This window comes from Gynuella sp., assembly GCF_050297175.1.
GTDB lineage: Bacteria > Pseudomonadota > Gammaproteobacteria > Pseudomonadales > Natronospirillaceae > Gynuella.
In genome coordinates, this window is sequence record NZ_JBNKSF010000042.1 from 13,537 (window position 1) to 33,641 (window position 20,105).

Consider the following 20,105-nt stretch of genomic DNA (forward strand, 5'->3'; position numbering starts at 1 on the left):
ATTAATGCCTTTCAGTGATGGAGCGTTTACGGGAATGAGCGCTGGGTCACGATACTGACTAAAAATAATCTACCCGTTCACACTCATTAAGTATGGCAATAGTCTTAATAGTGTCAGGTGAATTAAATTGGCTGCAGTAAACCTTGTCCAGATAACGAATTCGTCGGTATGACTATAGACAGTGGACGCCCATTCTATAGAGAGAATATGGGCTGAAGCCGATAAGCGATACAGGTGATGCCATAGACGATTGAGCAAATGTTGTTCAGTGTGCTGTGGTTATTTCTCCAGCTAATAAATATACCGTCCCGTGGAGCTGGCAAGTGTCACCAATACCCTGTTTTCTCAATAAAAGAATATCTATATGAAAAAGCTCAACATGATTTTCAGTCTGACTGTATTGATGTCAGCATTGGTATTTCCGGCCATGGCTGAACCGGACCCGAATTTTCATATTTATCTCCTGGTGGGACAGTCAAATATGGAAGGCGCCGCCACAATTGAAGCTCAGGATCAGGTTACTAATCCCAGAGTGATGGTATTACAGGATGAAAACTGCCCGAGACTGGGAGCATCCTATGGTCAATGGCGGGTAGCTGCGCCTCCGTTGATCCGTTGTCTGAATTACCTGGGGTTGGGGCCTGGTGACAGTTTCGGCAAGGTAATGGCAGAGAACTCTCCATCGAGCGTGACCGTTGGTTTGGTCGGTGCTGCTCACGGTGGACAGAAAATTGAGTATTTTCTGAAAAATTGTGACGCCTACAATGCCTGTACTCCGAGCTTTGGCAGCACGCCAAATAATCTGCATGGTGGTTACGCCTGGTTGTTGGATCTGGCTCGCAAAGCCCAACAGCGTGGGGTGATTAAAGGCATTATCTTCCATCAGGGAGAAAGCAATACCAGTGATCCCGCTTGGCCTGGCCGGGTTAAACAACTGGTTACGGATATACGCAATGACCTCGGGGTTGGCGATATTCCGTTTATCGCCGGAGAATTGCCATATACGGGTTGTTGTTCCAGTCACAATCGGTTGATTGCCCAGCTGCCGTCGGTGATCTCAAATGCGCATGTGGTAAAAGCGGATGGCGGGCTTAATGTCCATGACGAATATCATTGGAATTCTGCCGGGGTTCGTGAGATGGGGCGTCGTTATGCTAATAAGATGCTTGAGCTGGTGGATACTGGTGCGAGTGACAATAATGGCGGTTCAGATGATAACAATGGTGGTTCTACGGGTGAGGGTGACAACACGATTGTTGTTCGTTTGAAAGGCGCCGCCGGTGATGAAGCCGTCAATCTGCAGGTGGGTGGTGTCACCATTCATGCATGGACAGCTTCAACCATCATGTCGGATACCACCGTACATACCAATGCCACTGGTGCGATTCGGGTCGGCTTTACCAATGATGGTGGTGACCGCGATGTACAGGTTGACTATGTCATTGTGAATGGTGTGGTTCGTCAGGCAGAAGATCAGGACGACAATACCGGTGTCTGGGGTGACAGCAGTTGTGGTGGTGGCAGTTTCTCTGAATGGTTGCACTGCAATGGTTCTATCGGGTTTGGTAACGTAGACGGATCAACAACAGATCCTGGTGATGGGTCATCGGATTCCGGTTCCACGGAACCCAGTCATGTAACGGCCAAGCTTGAAATGACCAATGATTGGGGAAGTGGTTATTGTGCGGCGTTGGTTGTTACCAATGATGGTGGGCCAGCTACTGAATGGGTAGTTGAATTTACCATTGAAGGCCAGGTTGACAGTTTGTGGAATGGTAGCTGGAGTCAGGTTGGCTCGTCTCTCAAGGTATCATCCGGGTCGAACTGGAATGGCAAACTTGCAACCGGACAAAGTAGCCGCGCCACCGGATTCTGTGCCACTCGCTGATCATGGTATGGCTTCACCGGGGTCTCACCTGACTCCGGTGCAAATTTATTCATATTGCTGATGAGCTGCTTGCAATGGAGTATGCTCATTATTTACCTCCCGATTTACCTCCCAGTATTATGTGCTGGATATTCGTTAACCGGCTCAAACCCCTATAAGGCTGATCTACCCGATTTTTTTTATAGGATGGATGTCGTAGCATGCGGGTTTTGCTTAGAGATGTATCATGAATCATACCCAGACAGCTGCTCAGCTATTATTTCAGGCCCGCCGTAGTGGTGATCAAATTGGACGATTACCAGAAACATGCCGCCCACACGCGCTCGACGAAGCATTGTTGATACAGGAAGAAGTTTCCAGGTTGCATGCGGCAGAGGGTGAAGAGATCGCTGGTTGGAAATGTTTGCTGCCCAGCGACGACAAGGTTGTGGTGGCACCGATTTATCAGCGTCTGGTCCATCGGAGCGGCACCTGTTCGTTAGCGCCGATCAACAATGCAGCGGCTATCGAACCTGAACTCGCTTTTGTCTTTTCTGAAACCCTTGCGCCCCGAGGAACCTCCTATTCTGAGGAGGAAGTTTGTGCGGCCATTGGTGAAGTCCGCATGGCTCTGGAGTTAATACGTGGTCGCTACAGTGATCCGGATAGTTGTCAGTTTCCAGAATTACTGGCGGACGGGCTCTTTAATCAGGGACTTTATTTAGGTCCAGTGGTCTCGGAATCGCCTGCTGCTTTTCTGATTCAAGTGGAGTATTCCCACGAAGACATCCGATTGGATGGTCATCATCCTAATGCTGATGCGCGTGCACCCTTAACCTGGCTGGTTAACTTTCTCAATGAGCGGGGACACACTATTGAGGCTGGACAAGCGGTGATCACAGGTTCTTATGCTGGGGTTATTAATGTCCCATTTACTCAAATAACAGTCAGATACGGTGACTTTGGCTCCATGACGGTTGACCTCAAGCAGTCTTGACTATTCATTGGGTAACCTGGCGATGTTGCACACAACATCGCCATCATATCGATAGTACTGGTAGCTCCATCTGTTGCTCGGTACAACACGCTGTCAGCGTCGTTTTAGAGCAATAAATACAGTACAGGTACTAACCAAGCGGCAACATTGTTGGGTGCGATTTCTGGATCGCAGCTGTCCAGAATACCATCCTGATCTGCATCCAGGCTCAGCGGAATAGTCTGATTGTCTGTAGAGGGATTTAATACAAAGACAAAGAGACAAAGGACACCCACTTTATCTATTAGCTAGACACCCATTTTAAGTCTTGATTCTGAATTCCAAGAAAGGCATTATTCAAAATACTGTATATTTATCAGGATATAGCCATGGCCCGATCAAGGAAGTCGCAAATATCACTCGATGCCACCTCGTACTATCACTGTATCTCCCGCTGCGTTCGGCGGGCTTTTCTCTGTGGCTTCGACCCCTTTACTCAAATCAGTTACGAACACCGTCGCCAATGGGTTGAAGATCGCTTGTTATGGCTGGGTGAGATATTCGCCATCGATATCTGTGCCTACGCGGTCATGACCAATCATGTGCATGTGGTCTTGCACATCAATCCCCGGCAGAGTGAACAATGGTCTGTCAAAGACGTCATTCTGCGTTGGCATCGGCTTTATAAAGGCGTTCCTCTGAGCCATCGCTATTTGAATGGCGACTGTTTTTCCCCAGCTGAAGAAGCGGCACTGGCCACATTAGTGGAGCAATGGCGGGAAACTCTGACGTCCATCAGCCGCTTTATGGCAGTATTGAACGAAGGCATTGCCCGGCGCGCCAATCGGGAGGATCAATGCACCGGGCGCTTCTGGGAAGGTCGGTTTAAGTCCCAGGCATTACTGGATGAAAAAGCACTAATGGCCTGTATGGCTTATGTTGATCTGAATCCCATCCGAGCGAAAATCGCAGAAACACCCGACACATCAGACCACACATCGATTCAAAAACGCATCAAATCCATTCAGGAGAATGGCCGGCAACCCAGAGAATTACGGCCGTTTGTCGGTCACTATCAACAGGATATGCCGGAAGGTCTGCCTTTTCCGCTCAAAGACTATCTGGAACTGGTGGATTGGACGGGGCGGGCAATGCGGGAAGACAAACCCGGTTTTATCGCAGCAGAACAACCATCGATACTTGAACGTATTCATCTCTCAGACAGACAATGGCACCGCTTGACCCGACACTTTGAAAAACAATTCAAATGCTTTGCCGGTCAGCAGTCATCGTTTGAAAACATCAAAAACTGCTTCAAATTGCATCGCATGCCGCCAAATTTGTTGGCGGGTTAATCAAGAATTCCCTTAAAAGACAGTGCACTGGATACTTTCAAGAAATTCGTCTTGCTGCAGCTCGTACATGCATCAGCAGTTTCCCCCAATTACACCCCAGTTATTACATCAGTAGCATCCAAATTGCCTTGGTTAAACTTGTTTATCGTTTTTGCCGTGTTAGTTTACGGAAAAAGGGAATTTCGTTTCTTCGTATGGCTGTCTATTTATGCCATTTTTTCAGTGGGTGTCCTATTTTATTATTTTATTTTAAATGGGTGTCTTAGCTATTTCAGTTTCAATACTCTGCCTTTTGGAGTCAGGATCTTAGGTTCATTAAAAACCGTTTTAGCGGGGTCCAGAATCTGGGATGTACGCCGTTGGAGCCTATATGTTTATCTGCGCTTAGTGGTACGAAGTTGGAGTTGTTACCGCCAAAGTTGACTGGTTTTATGTGGTGAATCTGGGTGCCCCGTGCCCAGCGGTTTTTCCAGGCCTGTTTCAAAATGTCTCTTCTGCTGGCGGGTAATTTGTCGAGTAGTGCGACCATGTTGTCTTTGTTGACGGGGCCGGTCAGCATGGCTTGTTCTTGGGCATTGAGTTGGCTGTGTATATAACGCCATTTTTGTTGTCCGCGAATCAAACCGCCAGTGGCGTCAATATCGACCAGTCCTGCGCTGTTAAGTTGGGCAATTCTGGCGGCATCAGCGGTTGGTTCTGTTTGCCACCAGTTGCGCATGACCTCCGGAAAGGCTTCGCGCGTGGCGCTGTAAGAGGCGGCTTCGTCCGGATCACTGCGGTCTACTGCTTGAAATGCAGTCGGGGGCGTGCCGTAAATACCATTGGCGGCGGAAATAGTATATTCCACGGTGGCTGTACTCGGCGCATTGACGATCTGATCGCCAGTTTGACCGGCTTGTGGTGGGTGTTTGAGTTTGCTCAATGTAACGCTGCCGGAAAATATTGCTGTCTGAAAGCTGCCACTGCGACTGGAACGGGAGTAGCCGCTGATCATGGTTGCTCCTCCGGAATTCAGGATGTCCACTCGATCTGGCAGAGTGCTGGTGCTGGCACCAGTGGGAGCGTTGGGCGAGGATTTTTGTGTAGGTTGACGACGTCTGGGGCTCATTTCGCCGATGACCCACCAGACTCCTCCTTCCAGCAATGGTTCCAGTAAGCTGAAACCATAACGTGCTTTGATGGCTCTTAACGCTGGACGTATAACAGCTTCGCCGATTCGATTGCCGGGCAGGCGATTGACTACGGCAACGGCAGCGGCCATCCCCTGACGTGCTCTTTGTTCCGGATCTTGAGGCACACCGGCCTGGACAATAAACCTACCGGCCCGGCGTGCCTGAGCGACGATCCAATTTACCACTCGGTCGATGCCACGGTTTATCGGTCTTCGTACCCGGTCAATGATATTTCTCACTGCAGTAGAAACCCGGCCAAGCCCGGCAAAACGGGCGAGAAAACTGATCACCAGTGTTAACATACCGGCCATTGTGGTTTCCACCCGGTTGGCGGCGGCATTCAGACGACCTGCAGCAATCGCTGAAATGGAATTGATAAATGACATCGCCACCCTGGCAATGGTGCGCAAACGTTCTACAAAAAACATAATGGTGTTATAGGTTGCAATAATGGCCTGCACGAATGCGCCAACGGGGTTCAACATGGACACCAGTTTAATCACAGCCTGAGTCACGATGTTTTGAGTGACGAAGGTGATGATTTGTTCGATTACCATGTCGCGCAGGTTGCTAAGGCCTTCAAGCAATTGTCGCCATGCCGCTGCCGGACCTTCAGTGATCAAGGTGCGAATCAGGTCGAAGCCGGCTTCCATAGCCGTCACGGCACGTTCACCCACAACCCGTACCAGGCGGGTACGGATGTTCTGCCAGGTCAGTCCCAGCACACTGAGCACAAACTTTAAAATTTCCCTCAGAGTAAAAGCCTGAGGGATGTAAACGTCAGCACCGCTCATGGTTCCAGTGAGCCAGTTAATCAGAGAGGTACGTAAGTGGCGCATAAAGTTGCGGCGGAATTTTTGAAATCCGAGTTTTCCCGCACGAACCAGATTTCCGATAAACCCGATAGGGTTACGAATGATGTTTCTGAATGCTGCAGCAGCACGACGTAGATAGGGCATGGCCCCAGGCGCAACGACTTCAAAAATGATTTGCAGCAGCTGCAATACAGTGCCGCCTGCCCAGCTGATGAAGCGTCCGACAAAATTTCCGAATACCCGGAACACTCGACCGAGCACTGAGGGTATGTCTAGCAGATCTCGGATTTGCAAGGCACGAAACACATTCATGAACAGCGTGGGAATCTGACGGACAAAACCCAGTAGTCCTGCCATTGCTCCCTGAAACCAGGCCCAGGCGCGGGCAATGGCGTTGGCTCGCTTGATGTTATTCCACACTTCTTCCTGTCCGATCAGCTTCATGAATCCACCGATGAGCGTCTCTGCATTGCGGGGAACCGGATCGCCGGTAATCGGATTGGAGCCTAGTAGTGCAGTGAGCAGATCCCAGCCACGAGTGCGGGCAACTCGCTCGGCCAACGGACGCAACACCGCATCGCGAATAAACTGAAGAATGGTGTTGAATATGCCACTTACAAAACGTTTGATGCGGTTGATGGGGTCAGTGAATATACGTTTGGCCCTTGCCCAGACACCGCTGAGATCGAAAATATCTCGCCAGCTCAGGGAGTCGAGGAAACGGTCCAGTGCATCGCGTATCAGTGTCCAGGTCATACCGAGACCGTTGATTTGTTGCTCTACCCAATGGCCAACCCGCTCGAAGATCCCGTGATTATCCAACGCTCGGGTGATCAGAATACCGCCAGGTAGAAACTCGACGATGGCGCGAAGGATATTCGCTGCGCTACGTTCAACCCGGTCGCGGTTGATGGGATTCATCCCCAGGATGATGGTGAACATGCGAAAGCCAGGAATCAGATAAGCCTTGTCGGCAAAATAATCCAGCGCGTCACTAATGCCAAGTCGATTGATTTTGGTTTCGCTGCGCGCTTCTACAGGCACGTCCGGCCGTTCCTCATCAGCACTCCGCTGAACGGCACCTCCCTGTTGAATGGTATGGGTCAGCTCATGGGCCATCAGTTCCTTACCGTCATCGCTATCAGGCTGGTACTGGTCTTTACCAAAGAAAATATGATTATGGACCGCAAACGCTTTGGCATTCACCTGAGTATTGAGTTTGGCGGCCTCCCCATCTTTATGAACTCTGACATTGCTGAAATCTGCATTGAAGCGCGGCTCCATAAACTTGCGTACCGACAAAGGCAGCGGTTCACCACCAGTCATGCTACTTCGGATTTGCGCGCTGACACTACCAGATACATCGGGTGTCCCTTCAGCTTTGGCCTGTACTGGCTCCTCGGAGTTAGCGCTGCGCTGAACGGAGGTTTCTTCGTCTGGCTTTGTCTGAAAGTGGGTGTCCTGCTGTTGCTGTGGGTGTCCTGTTACTAAATCGCTGGCAGCCTTACGCTGAACATCTGGAGTTTCTTCATCTGGTTTTGTCTGAATGGCCTCGGGTTCTTTCGTCGCCTGGCGTTGAAGTGTGCTGTTTACTTGGCTTTTAAGGTGGGTGTCCTGTTGTAAGCTGGCAGCCTTACGCTGAACATCTGGAGTTTCTTCATCTGGTTTTGTCTGAATGGCTTCGGGTTCTTTCGTCGCCTGGCGTTGAAGTGTACTGTTTGCTTGGCTTTTAAGGTGGGTGTCCTGTTGTAAGGAGAGACGCTTGATGTCCACTTGTTCGTCGGTGTTTTTTGACCGTAGGGTGGTGGTTTCATCGGTTGTTTTTGTTTGGATTGGTGGTTGTTGTTCTGTCCGGTTTATCTGGGGGGAGGTAAACCGGGCGATGTAGGGGGATTTCAGTTTGGTGCTGACTGTCTCGGATTCTTTTTCTTTGATTTGGCGGAAAACGCTGCGATTGCCTTGGCGGACGTAGCTGATACTGGAGTCGGCTATGGCCATACGCATGATTTTTTGCGCGGTGTGGTCGGCTTCTTTTTCTTGCGGGTCATCGGGCGATGAAACTTTGCTGGCCATTTGTAGCCGGGTACGGCTCAATCCCTGGGCGCTGTCCATTGCCGGGCTCTGTGTCTGGGCGGCGGCCTGGTTTTTGCGGCTGGTGCTACTTTTTTTTGCGGTTTCCATAAACGTCGTCCGATGTCATGTCGATTACAGCCGTTTTCCTTCTTTTAGATATTCACGTCGGATGCCTTCTTCAATGTCGTTCTGTTGCAGTCGATGATCACCCCGGGCCAGCATGCGCAGAGAGGCGAAACGTACTGCATTGAGGATGGTGCCACCTGACAGTGCATATTTATCCGCAATTTTCTGCAACTCCAGGTCGTCTTCCAGAGTGTTTGAGAGTGGTAGTGCGTTACGCCAGATTTTCAGACGTTCTGCCGCTTGTGGCATGGGAAATTCGATAATGGATTGAAAGCGTCGTTTGAATGCGTCGTCAATGTTGCTCTTAAAGTTGGATGCCAGGATCACGACGCCGTCAAATTCCTCCACCCGCTGTAACAGAAAGCTGATTTCCTGGTTGGCATAGCGGTCGCGGGCATCATCGACTTTGGTGCGTTTGCCAAATAATGCGTCCGCTTCGTCGAAAAACAAAATCCAGCGACGGTGCTCGGCCGTATCAAATACTCTGGCCAGGTTTTTTTCGGTCTCGCCAATATATTTTGAGACCATCAGGCTCAGGTCTACTTTGTAGACGTCACTATCGCAATATTTGCCCAGTAAGCAGGCTGACAGGGTTTTTCCGGTACCAGGGGGCCCACAAAACAGGCTGGTGAATCCCGGCGCGAGTTTGCCGCGCATGCCAAGCTGGTCGAGCAGCTGGTCGCCGTAGAGAATCCAGTGACGTATTTCATCCAATTGTTCGATAATGCCTTTGGGAAGAATCAGGTGATCCCAGTTCAATTGGGTTTTTATGAGCTTGGCCGGAAAGTCACTGTTGAACTGAGGGTGGTATTCGTGTCCGGTCGTCAGTTGCTGTACCAGGTCGCGATGGATGATCAGCGCGCTCGCCGCCCAGGGTTCTTGCGCCGGGGATTCGAGGATCTGCAAAATACCTTCGCGTATTAATGGAGCATCCGGTTGTAGTGCGTTCTGAGTATCGAAGCGTTGGTCCAGATGGATGCCGGCACAGATAAACAGTGCAGTTTCTATGGTGGGTAGAAAACCGCCATGGGCACTACCAAGCTGACCGCCGAATTCAGTAAAACCGCGTTGTGTCTCGGTGTTGCGAATCAGTAAAACATCGAGTAGCTGTGGCTGGATATGAGGCGTCAGGCACAACACCAGAATCAACCTTTCCGTAATAGTGAGTTTGAGTTGTTCGGTCAATTGGCCATATGCCGAGGCGCCGAGTTGTGGCGGATTTTGCCAGGCCGGGTCTGGAGCGTGATCGGCTTCATCAAAGTAACCCACCAGCCGCTGCTGCAATACCTGCGAAAACCATTGCAGCTCCTGCTCCAGGTCTGTCGCGATATTGTGATTGTTTACCAGCTGACTTGTATCGGTTTGTGCATCCACGGCAGTTTCACTATGGTCAAAGAGTAAGGAAGAAAATCCAACAGGACATCATGGCCCAGGCGTTCCAGTTTCAGGATCGTTTGATGGTCCTCGTATTGAATAAAACCCGGTCGTTGCAGGAAGGCCCGGCGCAGACCATCGATGGAAGTGTTGTTCAGTTTGTGCCAGTGGCTGATCATGGCCAGGAGTGCGGCATCAGCCTGCTGGATATCGGAGTCTGTGAGCATGTCCGGACTGATCAATAAAGGAGTATCTGGCACCAGTGCCAATAATACCCTGATGATCGGCAGTTCATGGGCAAGCGCCAGTTGGTGACCGTTCAGACAGTAGTGGATCAGTGCCACCGCTTTGCAGGTATGCGAAGGATTGTCCGGAAGACGGGCAGTATTGATGTTGCAGGCTGAAAAAAGCGTCTTTAAATAAGGGTAGATTAGAATGCCACCGGCCAGGGAAATCGGTGTTAGCTCAGATTTTAAGGTGATGAATTTGTCCGGTATTTGCTCTGTCGCTGTAGCCGTTATTGCGGGTGTTATGGTCGTGTGGGTATTTACCGGCCGGGATGTTGGCGTATCGGTGAGGATCATCGTGGTCAGTTGTTGCAGAAAAACCGCCAGCCGTGAGGATTGAGAATACTGTTTCTGGCGTTGCCAGATATCGAGCCATTGCTGTTTTTGTTGTGGGTCTGGAGCAAATACGGCTAGTAGTGTCTGAGGTGCTGACAGAATCTGATCTGCTTGGATAAATGAAATCTGCTGACAGATGAACGCTGCCAGACAGAACCAGCGCTGACCTTCATTTTTATACGGTAATTTGCTGGTTATTAGGTATTCCATTAATAGCCGGTCAACGGTGTCCAGTGCTTGAGGAACGGTGTTGAGTAACGCAAGGACCTGGCTGTAGATGTCTGCGTTTGGCAGCAGTTGTAACCAGCGTACGATGGCTTCAACTTTGGCTTCTGACACCAGTCTCGGTTGTAGCTGCTGCTGGCAGGTGATGACCCATGTTTGCAGATGGTCGTGGATATTCGGCTCGTGTGCGCAAAACCAGGGCAGTGAGCCGGACTGCAGGTAATGGCACAATATGTCGACGGGATTCCAGTTTTGTCCGTTGGTGACTGTCTGATCATCGTTTGCGGCATTTGTGGCAGCAGAAACAGTGACTGCCTGCTCATCATAGGAGTGATGATTTGTGTCAACCTGACTGAACAGCACGGATAGTTGTTGTTCGATCTGATCTGGCAAACCGTTGAAATCATTAATGTCATTCAGTTTGACACAGAGTCGGATGGGTGGAATATGGTGGTATTGCTGTTGCTCTGTCTGCAGACGATCAAAATGATGTTCAAATGGGGATAGTATTTCTTCCCAGTGTGAGGAAAACCGTTGGCGCAGTATCAGGGCATCTTGCTGATGCCGGGTTCTGACCTGGATGTTCAAACGCCTGATTCGATGTTGTGCCATGATGTTAACCGATGCCGCCCATGATAATTTTTATGCCATTAGCCAGATTGCGATTGCTGGAGCTGTCGCTGATTTTCCCCAAACTGACGCTGACTTCCCGAGCCAGACTCTGATTGTCTGTTACGGCCCCCACGCCTTTTTCGATACCTTGTAATACCTGATAACCATCGCTGCCGACGTTCACCTCAGTGTTGTTGATAGACATGTATTCAGCAGCCTGACCAATGGTTTTAATCAGGTTCTGTTGGCGTTCCTGCAACGCCCGCTGATAGAACTGGCGGGAATCGTCTGGCAGGCTGTCGTCGGTAGCACCCTGACGATATTTCTCGATCAGGGTTCGATCCTGTGCCATCTGCCCGGTCAGGCTATTGAGGATGTCATCATTGAGTCCGGCTTTTACATCACCGCCGGCCAGGTTGGTGGATTTGATCTGATAGATGCTGTCGATAATGCCCAGAGACTCTTTGAATGCATCGGTATAAGTCGTTTGCAGGTTAAATTTTGTATTCCATTCCCGATCCAGACCGGTTTTGAAATCAGTCATTTGCAGACCAAAGTAATGGTCCCGGGACGGCAGCAGATTGATGCCACTGTCGATGACCCAACCCGGCCGTATTCCGGGTTTGGGCAGAGTGGGTTCTTCAGCTGCCTGCTGCTCGGGTTCAGGCAGATAGTGAGATAACATAATGTCACCAACCACCGTGCCGCTGCTGTCGTAAAGCAGTACGAAGGTTCCGCCTCGTATGACGCCGCCAGTATGTTCCATGCCGGGGTACTGTTGTACGAAGCTGCGCAGCAGCCGTTTTTCGTCCTGTTGCTGATCCTTCTGATCGATCAATACATCCAGCCAGTCCAGCCATTCCACCCGGGTGCCACCGATCAGGATGTCAAAAGGGGTGTTAAATTCGGTTTTAACCACCTTGCCAAGCTGGAACTTATATTCACCGACGTTGGTCATGGTGTCGCTGATGTCTGATTTCCAGCTGGTATCGGCACGATATTGTGAGTATGGCAGATTGATTTTCTGCTGGGCGGTTTTAGTCCTTGCTGTAATTGCCGCATTTTTCCGTTCTGATAACTGACTGACTTTTACGCTGTCACTCCCCGTGGTTTCGTCGTTGATCACGCCTTGCTCAATTGCAGTGTCGATGTTTTGTTTGAAACGATTGCTAAAGCGGTTGACATCATTGAGGTTGTGGCTGAGGTCCTGACGCAACAGGTAGTGTAACCGGTGCAGGTCGTTATATCCGGCACCCCGCCGGCCAACGATTCCAGTATGGCTGGTGCCGATCAGGACACTGGTCACGCTGAAAGGTAGTTGTTGTGCGTTGAGGGAGTTTTTGATCTGATTCAAAGCGGTGTTGATCGGTAGGTCGAGATGGCCTTCAATGCGGAAAAAATCAAACTCATTCAGGCTGTATTGCAATGGATCCGATGCTGCTCCGGTGGCCTCATAACTATCAGCATGATAACCATAGTTGTGTGCCGACATCCCTTGTTGATGCAAGGCAAAGTTCCAGTATTCCACCACGCTGTGTTGTTCATCGATCTGGTAGTAACAGGGAATGGCACTGTGTTCCAGAGGACGAGTCAGGCTGCTGGGGGTGATTTTGATAGTTGTCAGGCGACCAGGAAGTGAAAACTGCTCCAACAATGTTTGGATTTTACGGGCCAGGAATCTCGCGTGATCCAGAGTGTGATGACGATTGATGGCGGCTGACGGATAAAAATCAAAGCGATTTTGCTGTGGATTTGTCAGATTGCCCAGTAGCAGATGTTTTGGGAAGCCATTGATATCCGGATTGCACCAGGGGCGATCGGTATAGAGGGTGGATTTAAAATCGTTCCAGGTATGACACAGGTCGACCAGAAAATCGTAATAGTACTGAACACCGCGTGTGGTGTTGGAAATGCTGCCCTGCAGGTTCTGCAATCGGGTTGTCCAACCAGGGCCGGGGTCTCCGTCAAACTGGCCCTGCAATAGAAATCCAGCTTGAGGCCAAATGCTGGAGAATGCCTGGGTCAGTTGTTGGACCATGTTCTGACAGGCAGTGAGAAACAGAGTGTTCAATTGTGATTCCCGGCTGGTTGTAGCGTTGATCTGCACCCTGGGAATGGTCAGTTGTGGCAGTGTCCTGGATGCCTGTCGGGATGTCTGTAACTGCGGCATTAATGCCCCGGCCTGACTGCTGGCGATGAGTAACAGCTTTGGCCGGCTGACATAGTCCTGACCATGATTGTCACAATCGCTGCCGGTACACAGGTCATCGTCTTTAATATAACTTTCCATCAGCAACAGCGCAGTCATGGCACTCAGTGTATCGTTGCTGTCACTGGTAAACGTCACCAGACTGTGTGCCAGTACATCCGTCGCGCCCACTGGTACCAATTCGTAGACTGGCAGCATGGTGGTGTCATTCAGATAGAAGGGCGAATATCTGGGGGCATCGGTGCCATACAGTTTATAGCGATCGAAGGTGATTGGGTGATCAATCTGAATCAGATCGCCATCGGTGGTGATGCCGGTACCTGTTTCAAGTTGGATCTGATCGTTGCTGAAACGAATAGTAAGGCCGCAAACGATGCCTGTACCGGTCAGTTGGATGCGGCTTATGCGGTCCTGATCATCAAGGTATTGGCTGACACTGTTAAGTTGTGCTTCGGTTAATACCTGATCTTTTTCAAATACACTGTAACCGCTGGCCACTTCAGCAAGACTGTTATGTAAGGTTGGCATAGTCTTTCATCCCATCATTGATCCGGAGATTCGCTGTCGCTGGCAGTAGACAGTGATCCCAGAGCGGTGTTATTGAGAATAAACCGGCTGTCTGTTGCAGGGTCACTGCAGTCATACAGCTGTTCGGTCGGGTAAACATTTTTTATGTTGTACAGGCGCTCGATCAGGCTTTGTAAAATTGTCTGCCGATCTGCACTGGTTCTACCGGACTTCACAGATATCCAGGCGCGGTAAACGGATTCCAGCGACGCCATATCAGCCTGACTGATCCAGCAGATCTTGGGCATGATGTGCGCCGGTACTTCTGCGCGGATAACGGATTCGGCGAAGTGACGAAAGTCCTGGTTGGAAAACCGGGCGGCGTAGGCAGGCAGAATAATGTGAATACGATAACTGTACGGATCATGTTCCTCGCATGAATCGCACTGTCTGTCCACACAGACGGGTAGAAAGGGATCGTCGGGTTGTTCTGGCCATAACAAAATATTTTCGATCAGATACAGACCTTCATCTGAATAGTTGAGCCGTAGATAGTCGATCAGTTCAGCAATGGCGCTTTCCATCATTTCCGGTTGATCGAAATACTCGATCCGCCTGGCCACCACCTCGCCGTTATCATTGACGATATTGAAATAATGTTTTTGGTTGCTGCTGAGTTTACGTGAATAACCATTGGGATTAGACGCATGGAATATTGCAGTGGTCATGGCGGCCGTGGCTTCTTCGGTCGTGCTGTAGTGGGTGCTGCTGCTCAATAAAATGGCATTGCTCAGCCGGTGCCGGATACGAAAACGAAACTCGTCATCGGGAGTCGTGTCGATTTCAGCGTAGATGTCGTAGCTGATTTCACTCAGGTTACGTCGGCGGGAATTACGAATGCCCAGCAGGGCTGTCAGCCGGCGTTCGAGACCGGAGATGTTATCGCTGTTCCAGAGCGCCTCATCGTCTTGCAGGTGATAATTGTAAGCCAGACTACGATCACGACTCAGCGATGGATATTGTTTCAGGAATTCGCACTTGTATTGAATCAAGGTTTCTGGCCCCACTTCAAAAGACGAATACATGATATGTGCGAGGTCCGTAAATTGTTCTGCAAATCGCGCGATCAGGTGATCGAGAAAACGTGAGCGTCGGTCGACGAGGTTCACCTTATCCTCGATTTGATTTTCCAGGCTGGCCACGGGATCGGCATCGGCATAGATTTTTTGCCAGTCGGTGAAACTGTTGACCGTCTGATAAAAATAGCTGCGCAGTTGGGTCGGATCGGTGCAAAACAGTTCTCGAATATGCGCGAGCTGAGCAAAGTAATTGGCCAGAATTTGTTCCATAAATAATAGATAGGCGCGCAGTTGCAGAACCTTGGCGGGATGGTTGGGGTCCAGTCCCGGCGGTACTCCGGTATCTCCAAGTCCGTAGATGGATGGGAAGTCGTGCTGCAGACTGGTGTATTGACCTGGGTTGCGAAAATGTCCAAGTGGTATCGGCAGGTCTTCATTGGATGCGGTATCCAGTTTGAGCCGTTGCTGTTGTTGCAGCGTTGTCAGTTCTGCCTCTACCTGATCCGGTTGGGGGACAATTGGCATTACGCCTTTATGGAAAATCAGTCGGCTGCCTGCCTGGTCGAGTACGGCTTTTTTGCCAGCCGGGATGGTCTGACGCCAGCGATCTTCGACAGCCACCATGGCTGTGACGGGAGTGATGATCAGTTCGGTCACGGCCAGTATGCCGGGAATATCCATCAGGATATTGATCAGATCAGACAGGCGGATTTCGCTACGTAGCTCTGCCTGACGCAGTTCATCGTCCAGAATAAATCCACAGGTCAATGACGGACCGTTAAAGATGTCATCGCTACGGTAGTGGCGACCATCGGCTTTGGTTTTGGCCAACACCTCCGACAATCGGTAATTGTGGACGACTGGTGCCAGGTAATTTTGTACCGCGAATAGAATTCGCGCTTTTACCTCATTGACGCTGGCGTCTTTCTGCAGTTCGATGTTGCCACAGAGGCGGTAGGGTTCGGTCTCAACGGCGGAGAAGGTTACGAAATCCTCACACAGACTTCGGTTGGCATGTAAAGTATCCTGGGCAAGTTGGGTGGCATCCTGCTGTTCAGTGACGGTCAGATCTTCGTTGAAGTCCAACCGAACCTGATAGCGTCCCTGAATATTCACCCGTTCCACACCGGCGCTGCCCGGATCATCTGCCAATAGTTGGGCGTGTGGCAGATCAACATAACAATGGCTGGAAAGCGGCAATATCCAGGCATTTTTGATACCAGGCAGATCTATTAGCAATTTTCGATAATCCAGCTCCGTCAACGGTCGGTTGGTCAATATCTGCCGGGCGGAGAAGAATTGTTCAGCCATGTTGGCAGCGTTGTCTGTTGGACTTGCCAGCAGGTCGGTGATTGGCATGGATGCCCGGTAACTCAGGTCTGTCAGGGCATAACACAGGATCTCCAGGGTGGTCATACCGGGATCATGCACGTTGTAATCGGTCCAGATCTGTTTTGACCACCGCTGTATCTGTTGTAAGCCCTGTTCATACAGTTGTTGCAGGTTCAATTCCGCAGATTCGTCCTGACGTTGGAGAGTGGCTTGCTGCAAGATGGTCATCATTGATTACTCCATCGGTAAGATCTGATGCGTTGGCGCTGATATCAGAATGGTATCTGGTGTGGCCGGCAGTACGCCTGAAGTAGCCGTCGTAACTGTCGTTGTATCGGTAAAACTACGTAGTTCGACCGCACTGATATAATCAACATATTCGAGCTCTTCAATGAAATCGATCAGGACCGATTTATAAATCCGGCCGCCAAACTGCATCTCTGTGGCATCGCTGAATGCCCATGGTGATAAGTTCTGAATCAGCGCCTGCTGTAATTGTTGTTGGTAGTAGTTGAATTCGAAACCCGTATGAAAACTGACTTTGAACGACAACTGTATTTGCTGATAAAGAGGGTTACGTACATGTATTTCGACGCCCATCCCTGTCCGTTGTTTCAGCATGGTTTTGATCGCCGCAATTTCGGCACTGTCGACTTTGGGTTTTAATGGATCGATCGCATTGCGGTTGCTCAGATTTGGAATAACCACTGCGAGTATGTGCCCGGGAGCAGACCAGGAACCAGGTCGGGCATGAGGAACCACCTTGACTCTATGAATAGACGGAAAATGATCCAGTATCAGGCGTTCGTAATCCCAGCTGTTGATGGCTCTGTCTTTATGGCGCAGGCGTTCAGCAACCCTGGTATTGAAACCATCATCCTGCTCAACCGTTTTACCTCCAAAAGAAGCGTATGGCTGAGCAACAGACTTGATGGCGGCCATCGGAGTCTTCAGCTTTTTGAGACTACCAGCCGGTAATGGTGTAGCCAGCCGCAAGGGATCGTTATTATGGTCAGTAAACTGTACGGTCACTGCATTGGTCAGGACGGCAAGCAGTGACGGAAGTGCTGTGGTATGTGCTTTGACACTGGCTTTGAGCCAGATCAGGCCAGCCGGCAGCAGGGTATTGGCGGTGCTGGCCTGGGTTGGAATGACCAACTGAATCACCCCGCTGGTGAGCAGGCCGTTGGTACTGTCTCTGGCGACATCTGAAGTGGACATCGGTTTCCAGTAGTTATCGCATAATACTGCCCAGTCAACCTGCTGCGGATCGAGTTCGGGATCGGCGCTGCCTTCGGCGACCTGAAATAACAGGCTGATGCTGTCACCACCCGTTAGTCCGTCAAGACCGATCAATAGTTCTCCACGATTGGGAATGTCCGGTAATAAAGTAACGCTTTTATCCGTCAGGAAATCGAACTGATCACGTTGGTATGTGTGTTCACGGTATTGCCCCGATTCGCGGATGTGATAAAACCGTAGTTGCTCGTGAGTAAAGTCCGTTAATGAGTGGCTGTTCAGGGCGATTACACCAGAATTTGCCTTATAGCTGAGCGTCAGGGATTGCAGAACCGGAGTATAGGGTTCGTTGAGCAGTGTGGGTTCGGCATCGGGCTGCCAGACTTTGCTGAATTTCAGGATGTTACGGACATATTCGCGCCGATATTCCTGGTGTAGAAAATCTTGTTCCAGAGACAGGGTAATATAGCCGTTGGCAGATTCAGTGATACCCGGTATGCGGCCAGCCGCATAAACCGGAAAACGCAATTGCAATTTTTGCAGATCGTTCCAGGCCCAGCTGCCTTTGGTATGTCGCAGCGACCATGCGACGGTTGCCGGGGTGAAGGAGCGGCGACCTGTCGATGTGGCAGTTTTGAAGGTTAGACGGTGTCGATGGCTGGCGTGACTGGCGTCAAACAGTGTTTTGCCACTCTGTTGAAAGTGCCAGTTGTGTCCGTCGGCAAAGGTGATTGAGGTGGTAAACGATGTATTGCTGACGGTGGTCACGTAATCGTGATAATGGCTGCCAAGAGAGTCGGGAATGTCCTGCCAGTCGAAGCTTAGAGACAGTTCGGTCAGGGGTTTGCTCAAGGACTCCGGATGACCAATACGCAGCCGTGATCCTTGCTGCGGTTCCGGTCCGAAAGGCATGAAGGCTTTGGTTGCGTCCAGAGTACCCAGGTCATTTTCCAGTTGCTGTATCGGCACATCGCTGACATCCACCTGAATGGCCATACTGTTGATTCGAATACCAGCAAATACCTGGGTTCCTGTACTGCTTTGATCGGTATTCAACAAGCATTGTAGGACCGGTGCTCCAGCATCGTAATCGTAACCATGCAATGCCGGGTCGTAGTCGATGATGGCTTCCTGATCGGCATTGATGGTCACATTGAATATCAACGTCGAGCCTTCAACGTGAGGTGTTATGGTGCCAAGTTCCAGCCAGTTAGAGGCTGCTGTCAGATACAGTTTAAATGCTTGAACTAAACGTTCCGGGCGGAGTTGTTGGTGCTGAACGCCACTGAGGCTGCAGATCAGTTTAATTTTCCGCAGACCGGACTGCATCCTTAATATCGATGAGGAAATGGCAAAACCTAGTTCTGCCGCCGGTAGCTGTGCATGACCGAATGGCGGCCATTTACCATCCTCAGTATCAAGTGCTGTACCCAGGCCATCACTGGAGTTGGCGATTGGAGCGTGGCGAAGGGTGCCGAGATTATTTTGATCATGATAATTGCTTTTGAGAAATACCACACTCGCTGGTTGAATAACGGTTGTAAACAACGGTTGGTACAGTCGTTCTATACCAGTGTCGTCTTTGCCGGCTGTCAGGCTGTGTTCCGGTGTAATCAGCACGGCCGTGGCGTTGTTTTTCAACGTGAAAATGGCATGGGCCTGATCCGGGCGGGCGGGTTGGGGAGTGAGTCCGAGTACCTGACGATAGTAAAAATCCAGATGCTTACCGGTCAGTTCATTGATCACCCGTTGTGGATGTTGGTACAGCGCCAGAAAACTGCGAATCAAGGCCAGATGAGGTGACGTATCGTCCTTTAATCCGGCCAGCCATTGCGGCAGGTTTTCTGCTGTGAAAGGGAAGAAATTGTCCCACCGACCTGCCGGCGTGTCAGCATTATCGTGATGATAGTAATGAATATGGCCAGCGAACTGCTGCATGAATGCCAGCAGTTGTTCGGTGCTGTGTTCATCAATATCAATATAATGTTTGTCCAGCGCTTCCGGAAAGCGCTCCGATTGTGCCTGACCAGGCGTGAAGAATGTTAGCTGAATGATTTCCTGATCACTCATCAGCGCGGCACTCCTGTTCCATTGCTGACTTCGCTGCTGTCATTGAGATAAAACGGGTAGACCAGATTGAAGCGTGAGTTGGTTGCCCTGACTTGATAATCAATGGAAAAAAGCAGCATGCCTTCCGTTAATTTCGAACTGTCCAGTTCCACTGCCAGTACATTGATGCGTGATTCGTAAACCAGCAGAGTGGTTTTGACTTTATCTTTCAAAAACGTCTGGGTGGTCGTGGTCATGGGTTCAAACAGGTAGTTTTGCAGGTTCAGTCCGTATTTTGGGTGCAGGATGCGTTCACCAGCGCTGGTGCCCAGTAATATTTTCAGGCTGGCAACTATGTCTTCTTCATCCTCGGTCATCGAGACTTGTCCAGAGGTCAGTTCAAACATTGGCGGAAAACTCCAGCCGCGACCGAGAAAGGATGTGGTGGGAATCTGTTCGTCTGCCATATCGA

At 50.3% G+C, this 20,105-nt stretch carries 10 protein-coding genes; 3 read left to right on the top strand and 7 right to left on the bottom strand.

Annotation, left to right across the window (positions count from 1 at the left end; translation table 11 throughout):
- The first annotated feature begins 364 nt into the window (after positions 1-364).
- The 3 genes from ACQY6I_RS17770 to ACQY6I_RS17780 all read left to right on the top strand — a co-directional run bounded on the left by ACQY6I_RS17770 (position 365) and on the right by ACQY6I_RS17780 (position 4,198).
- The gene (locus ACQY6I_RS17770; RefSeq protein WP_428242848.1) at positions 365-1,888 is read left to right on the top strand and encodes a sialate O-acetylesterase; all 1,524 of its coding nucleotides are present in this window, start codon (positions 365-367) and stop codon (positions 1,886-1,888) included.
- A gap of 226 nt (positions 1,889-2,114) precedes the next feature.
- The gene (locus ACQY6I_RS17775; protein ID WP_428242849.1) at positions 2,115-2,864 is read left to right on the top strand and encodes a hypothetical protein; all 750 of its coding nucleotides are present in this window, start codon (positions 2,115-2,117) and stop codon (positions 2,862-2,864) included.
- A gap of 368 nt (positions 2,865-3,232) precedes the next feature.
- Positions 3,233-4,198, top strand: coding sequence for a transposase (locus ACQY6I_RS17780; RefSeq protein ID WP_428242850.1), 966 nt, complete (start codon positions 3,233-3,235; stop codon positions 4,196-4,198).
- A 298-nt stretch (positions 4,199-4,496) separates the two neighbouring features.
- Here ACQY6I_RS17780 and ACQY6I_RS17785 read toward each other — a convergent pair whose 3' ends face one another.
- Genes ACQY6I_RS17785 through ACQY6I_RS17815 form a run of 7 tightly spaced genes read right to left on the bottom strand, consistent with a single transcriptional unit; the run spans position 4,497 to position 20,100 of the window.
- A complete protein-coding gene (locus ACQY6I_RS17785; RefSeq protein WP_428242851.1) occupies positions 4,497-8,366 on the bottom strand; it encodes an eCIS core domain-containing protein in 3,870 nt (1,289 codons plus the stop codon).
- A gap of 24 nt (positions 8,367-8,390) precedes the next feature.
- A complete protein-coding gene (locus ACQY6I_RS17790) occupies positions 8,391-9,758 on the bottom strand; it encodes an ATP-binding protein (protein WP_428242852.1) in 1,368 nt (455 codons plus the stop codon).
- Positions 9,725-11,218 carry a contractile injection system tape measure protein gene (locus ACQY6I_RS17795; protein ID WP_428242853.1) on the bottom strand — a complete coding sequence of 498 codons (1,494 nt, stop codon included), beginning with the start codon at positions 11,216-11,218 and terminating at the stop codon, positions 9,725-9,727. The genes ACQY6I_RS17790 and ACQY6I_RS17795 overlap by 34 nt, the downstream gene beginning before the upstream one ends.
- Before the next feature lie 4 nt (positions 11,219-11,222).
- Positions 11,223-13,955, bottom strand: coding sequence for a hypothetical protein (locus ACQY6I_RS17800; protein WP_428242854.1), 2,733 nt, complete (start codon positions 13,953-13,955; stop codon positions 11,223-11,225).
- 14 nt (positions 13,956-13,969) lie between these two features.
- On the bottom strand, positions 13,970-16,576 hold the full coding sequence (locus ACQY6I_RS17805; RefSeq protein WP_428242855.1) for a hypothetical protein: 2,607 nt from the start codon (positions 16,574-16,576) through the stop codon (positions 13,970-13,972).
- A gap of 3 nt (positions 16,577-16,579) precedes the next feature.
- On the bottom strand, positions 16,580-19,654 hold the full coding sequence (locus ACQY6I_RS17810) for a baseplate J/gp47 family protein (RefSeq protein ID WP_428242856.1): 3,075 nt from the start codon (positions 19,652-19,654) through the stop codon (positions 16,580-16,582).
- Positions 19,654-20,100 carry a GPW/gp25 family protein gene (locus ACQY6I_RS17815; RefSeq protein WP_428242857.1) on the bottom strand — a complete coding sequence of 149 codons (447 nt, stop codon included), beginning with the start codon at positions 20,098-20,100 and terminating at the stop codon, positions 19,654-19,656. The genes ACQY6I_RS17810 and ACQY6I_RS17815 overlap by 1 nt, the downstream gene beginning before the upstream one ends.
- Between the last annotated feature and the right edge of the window lie 5 nt (positions 20,101-20,105).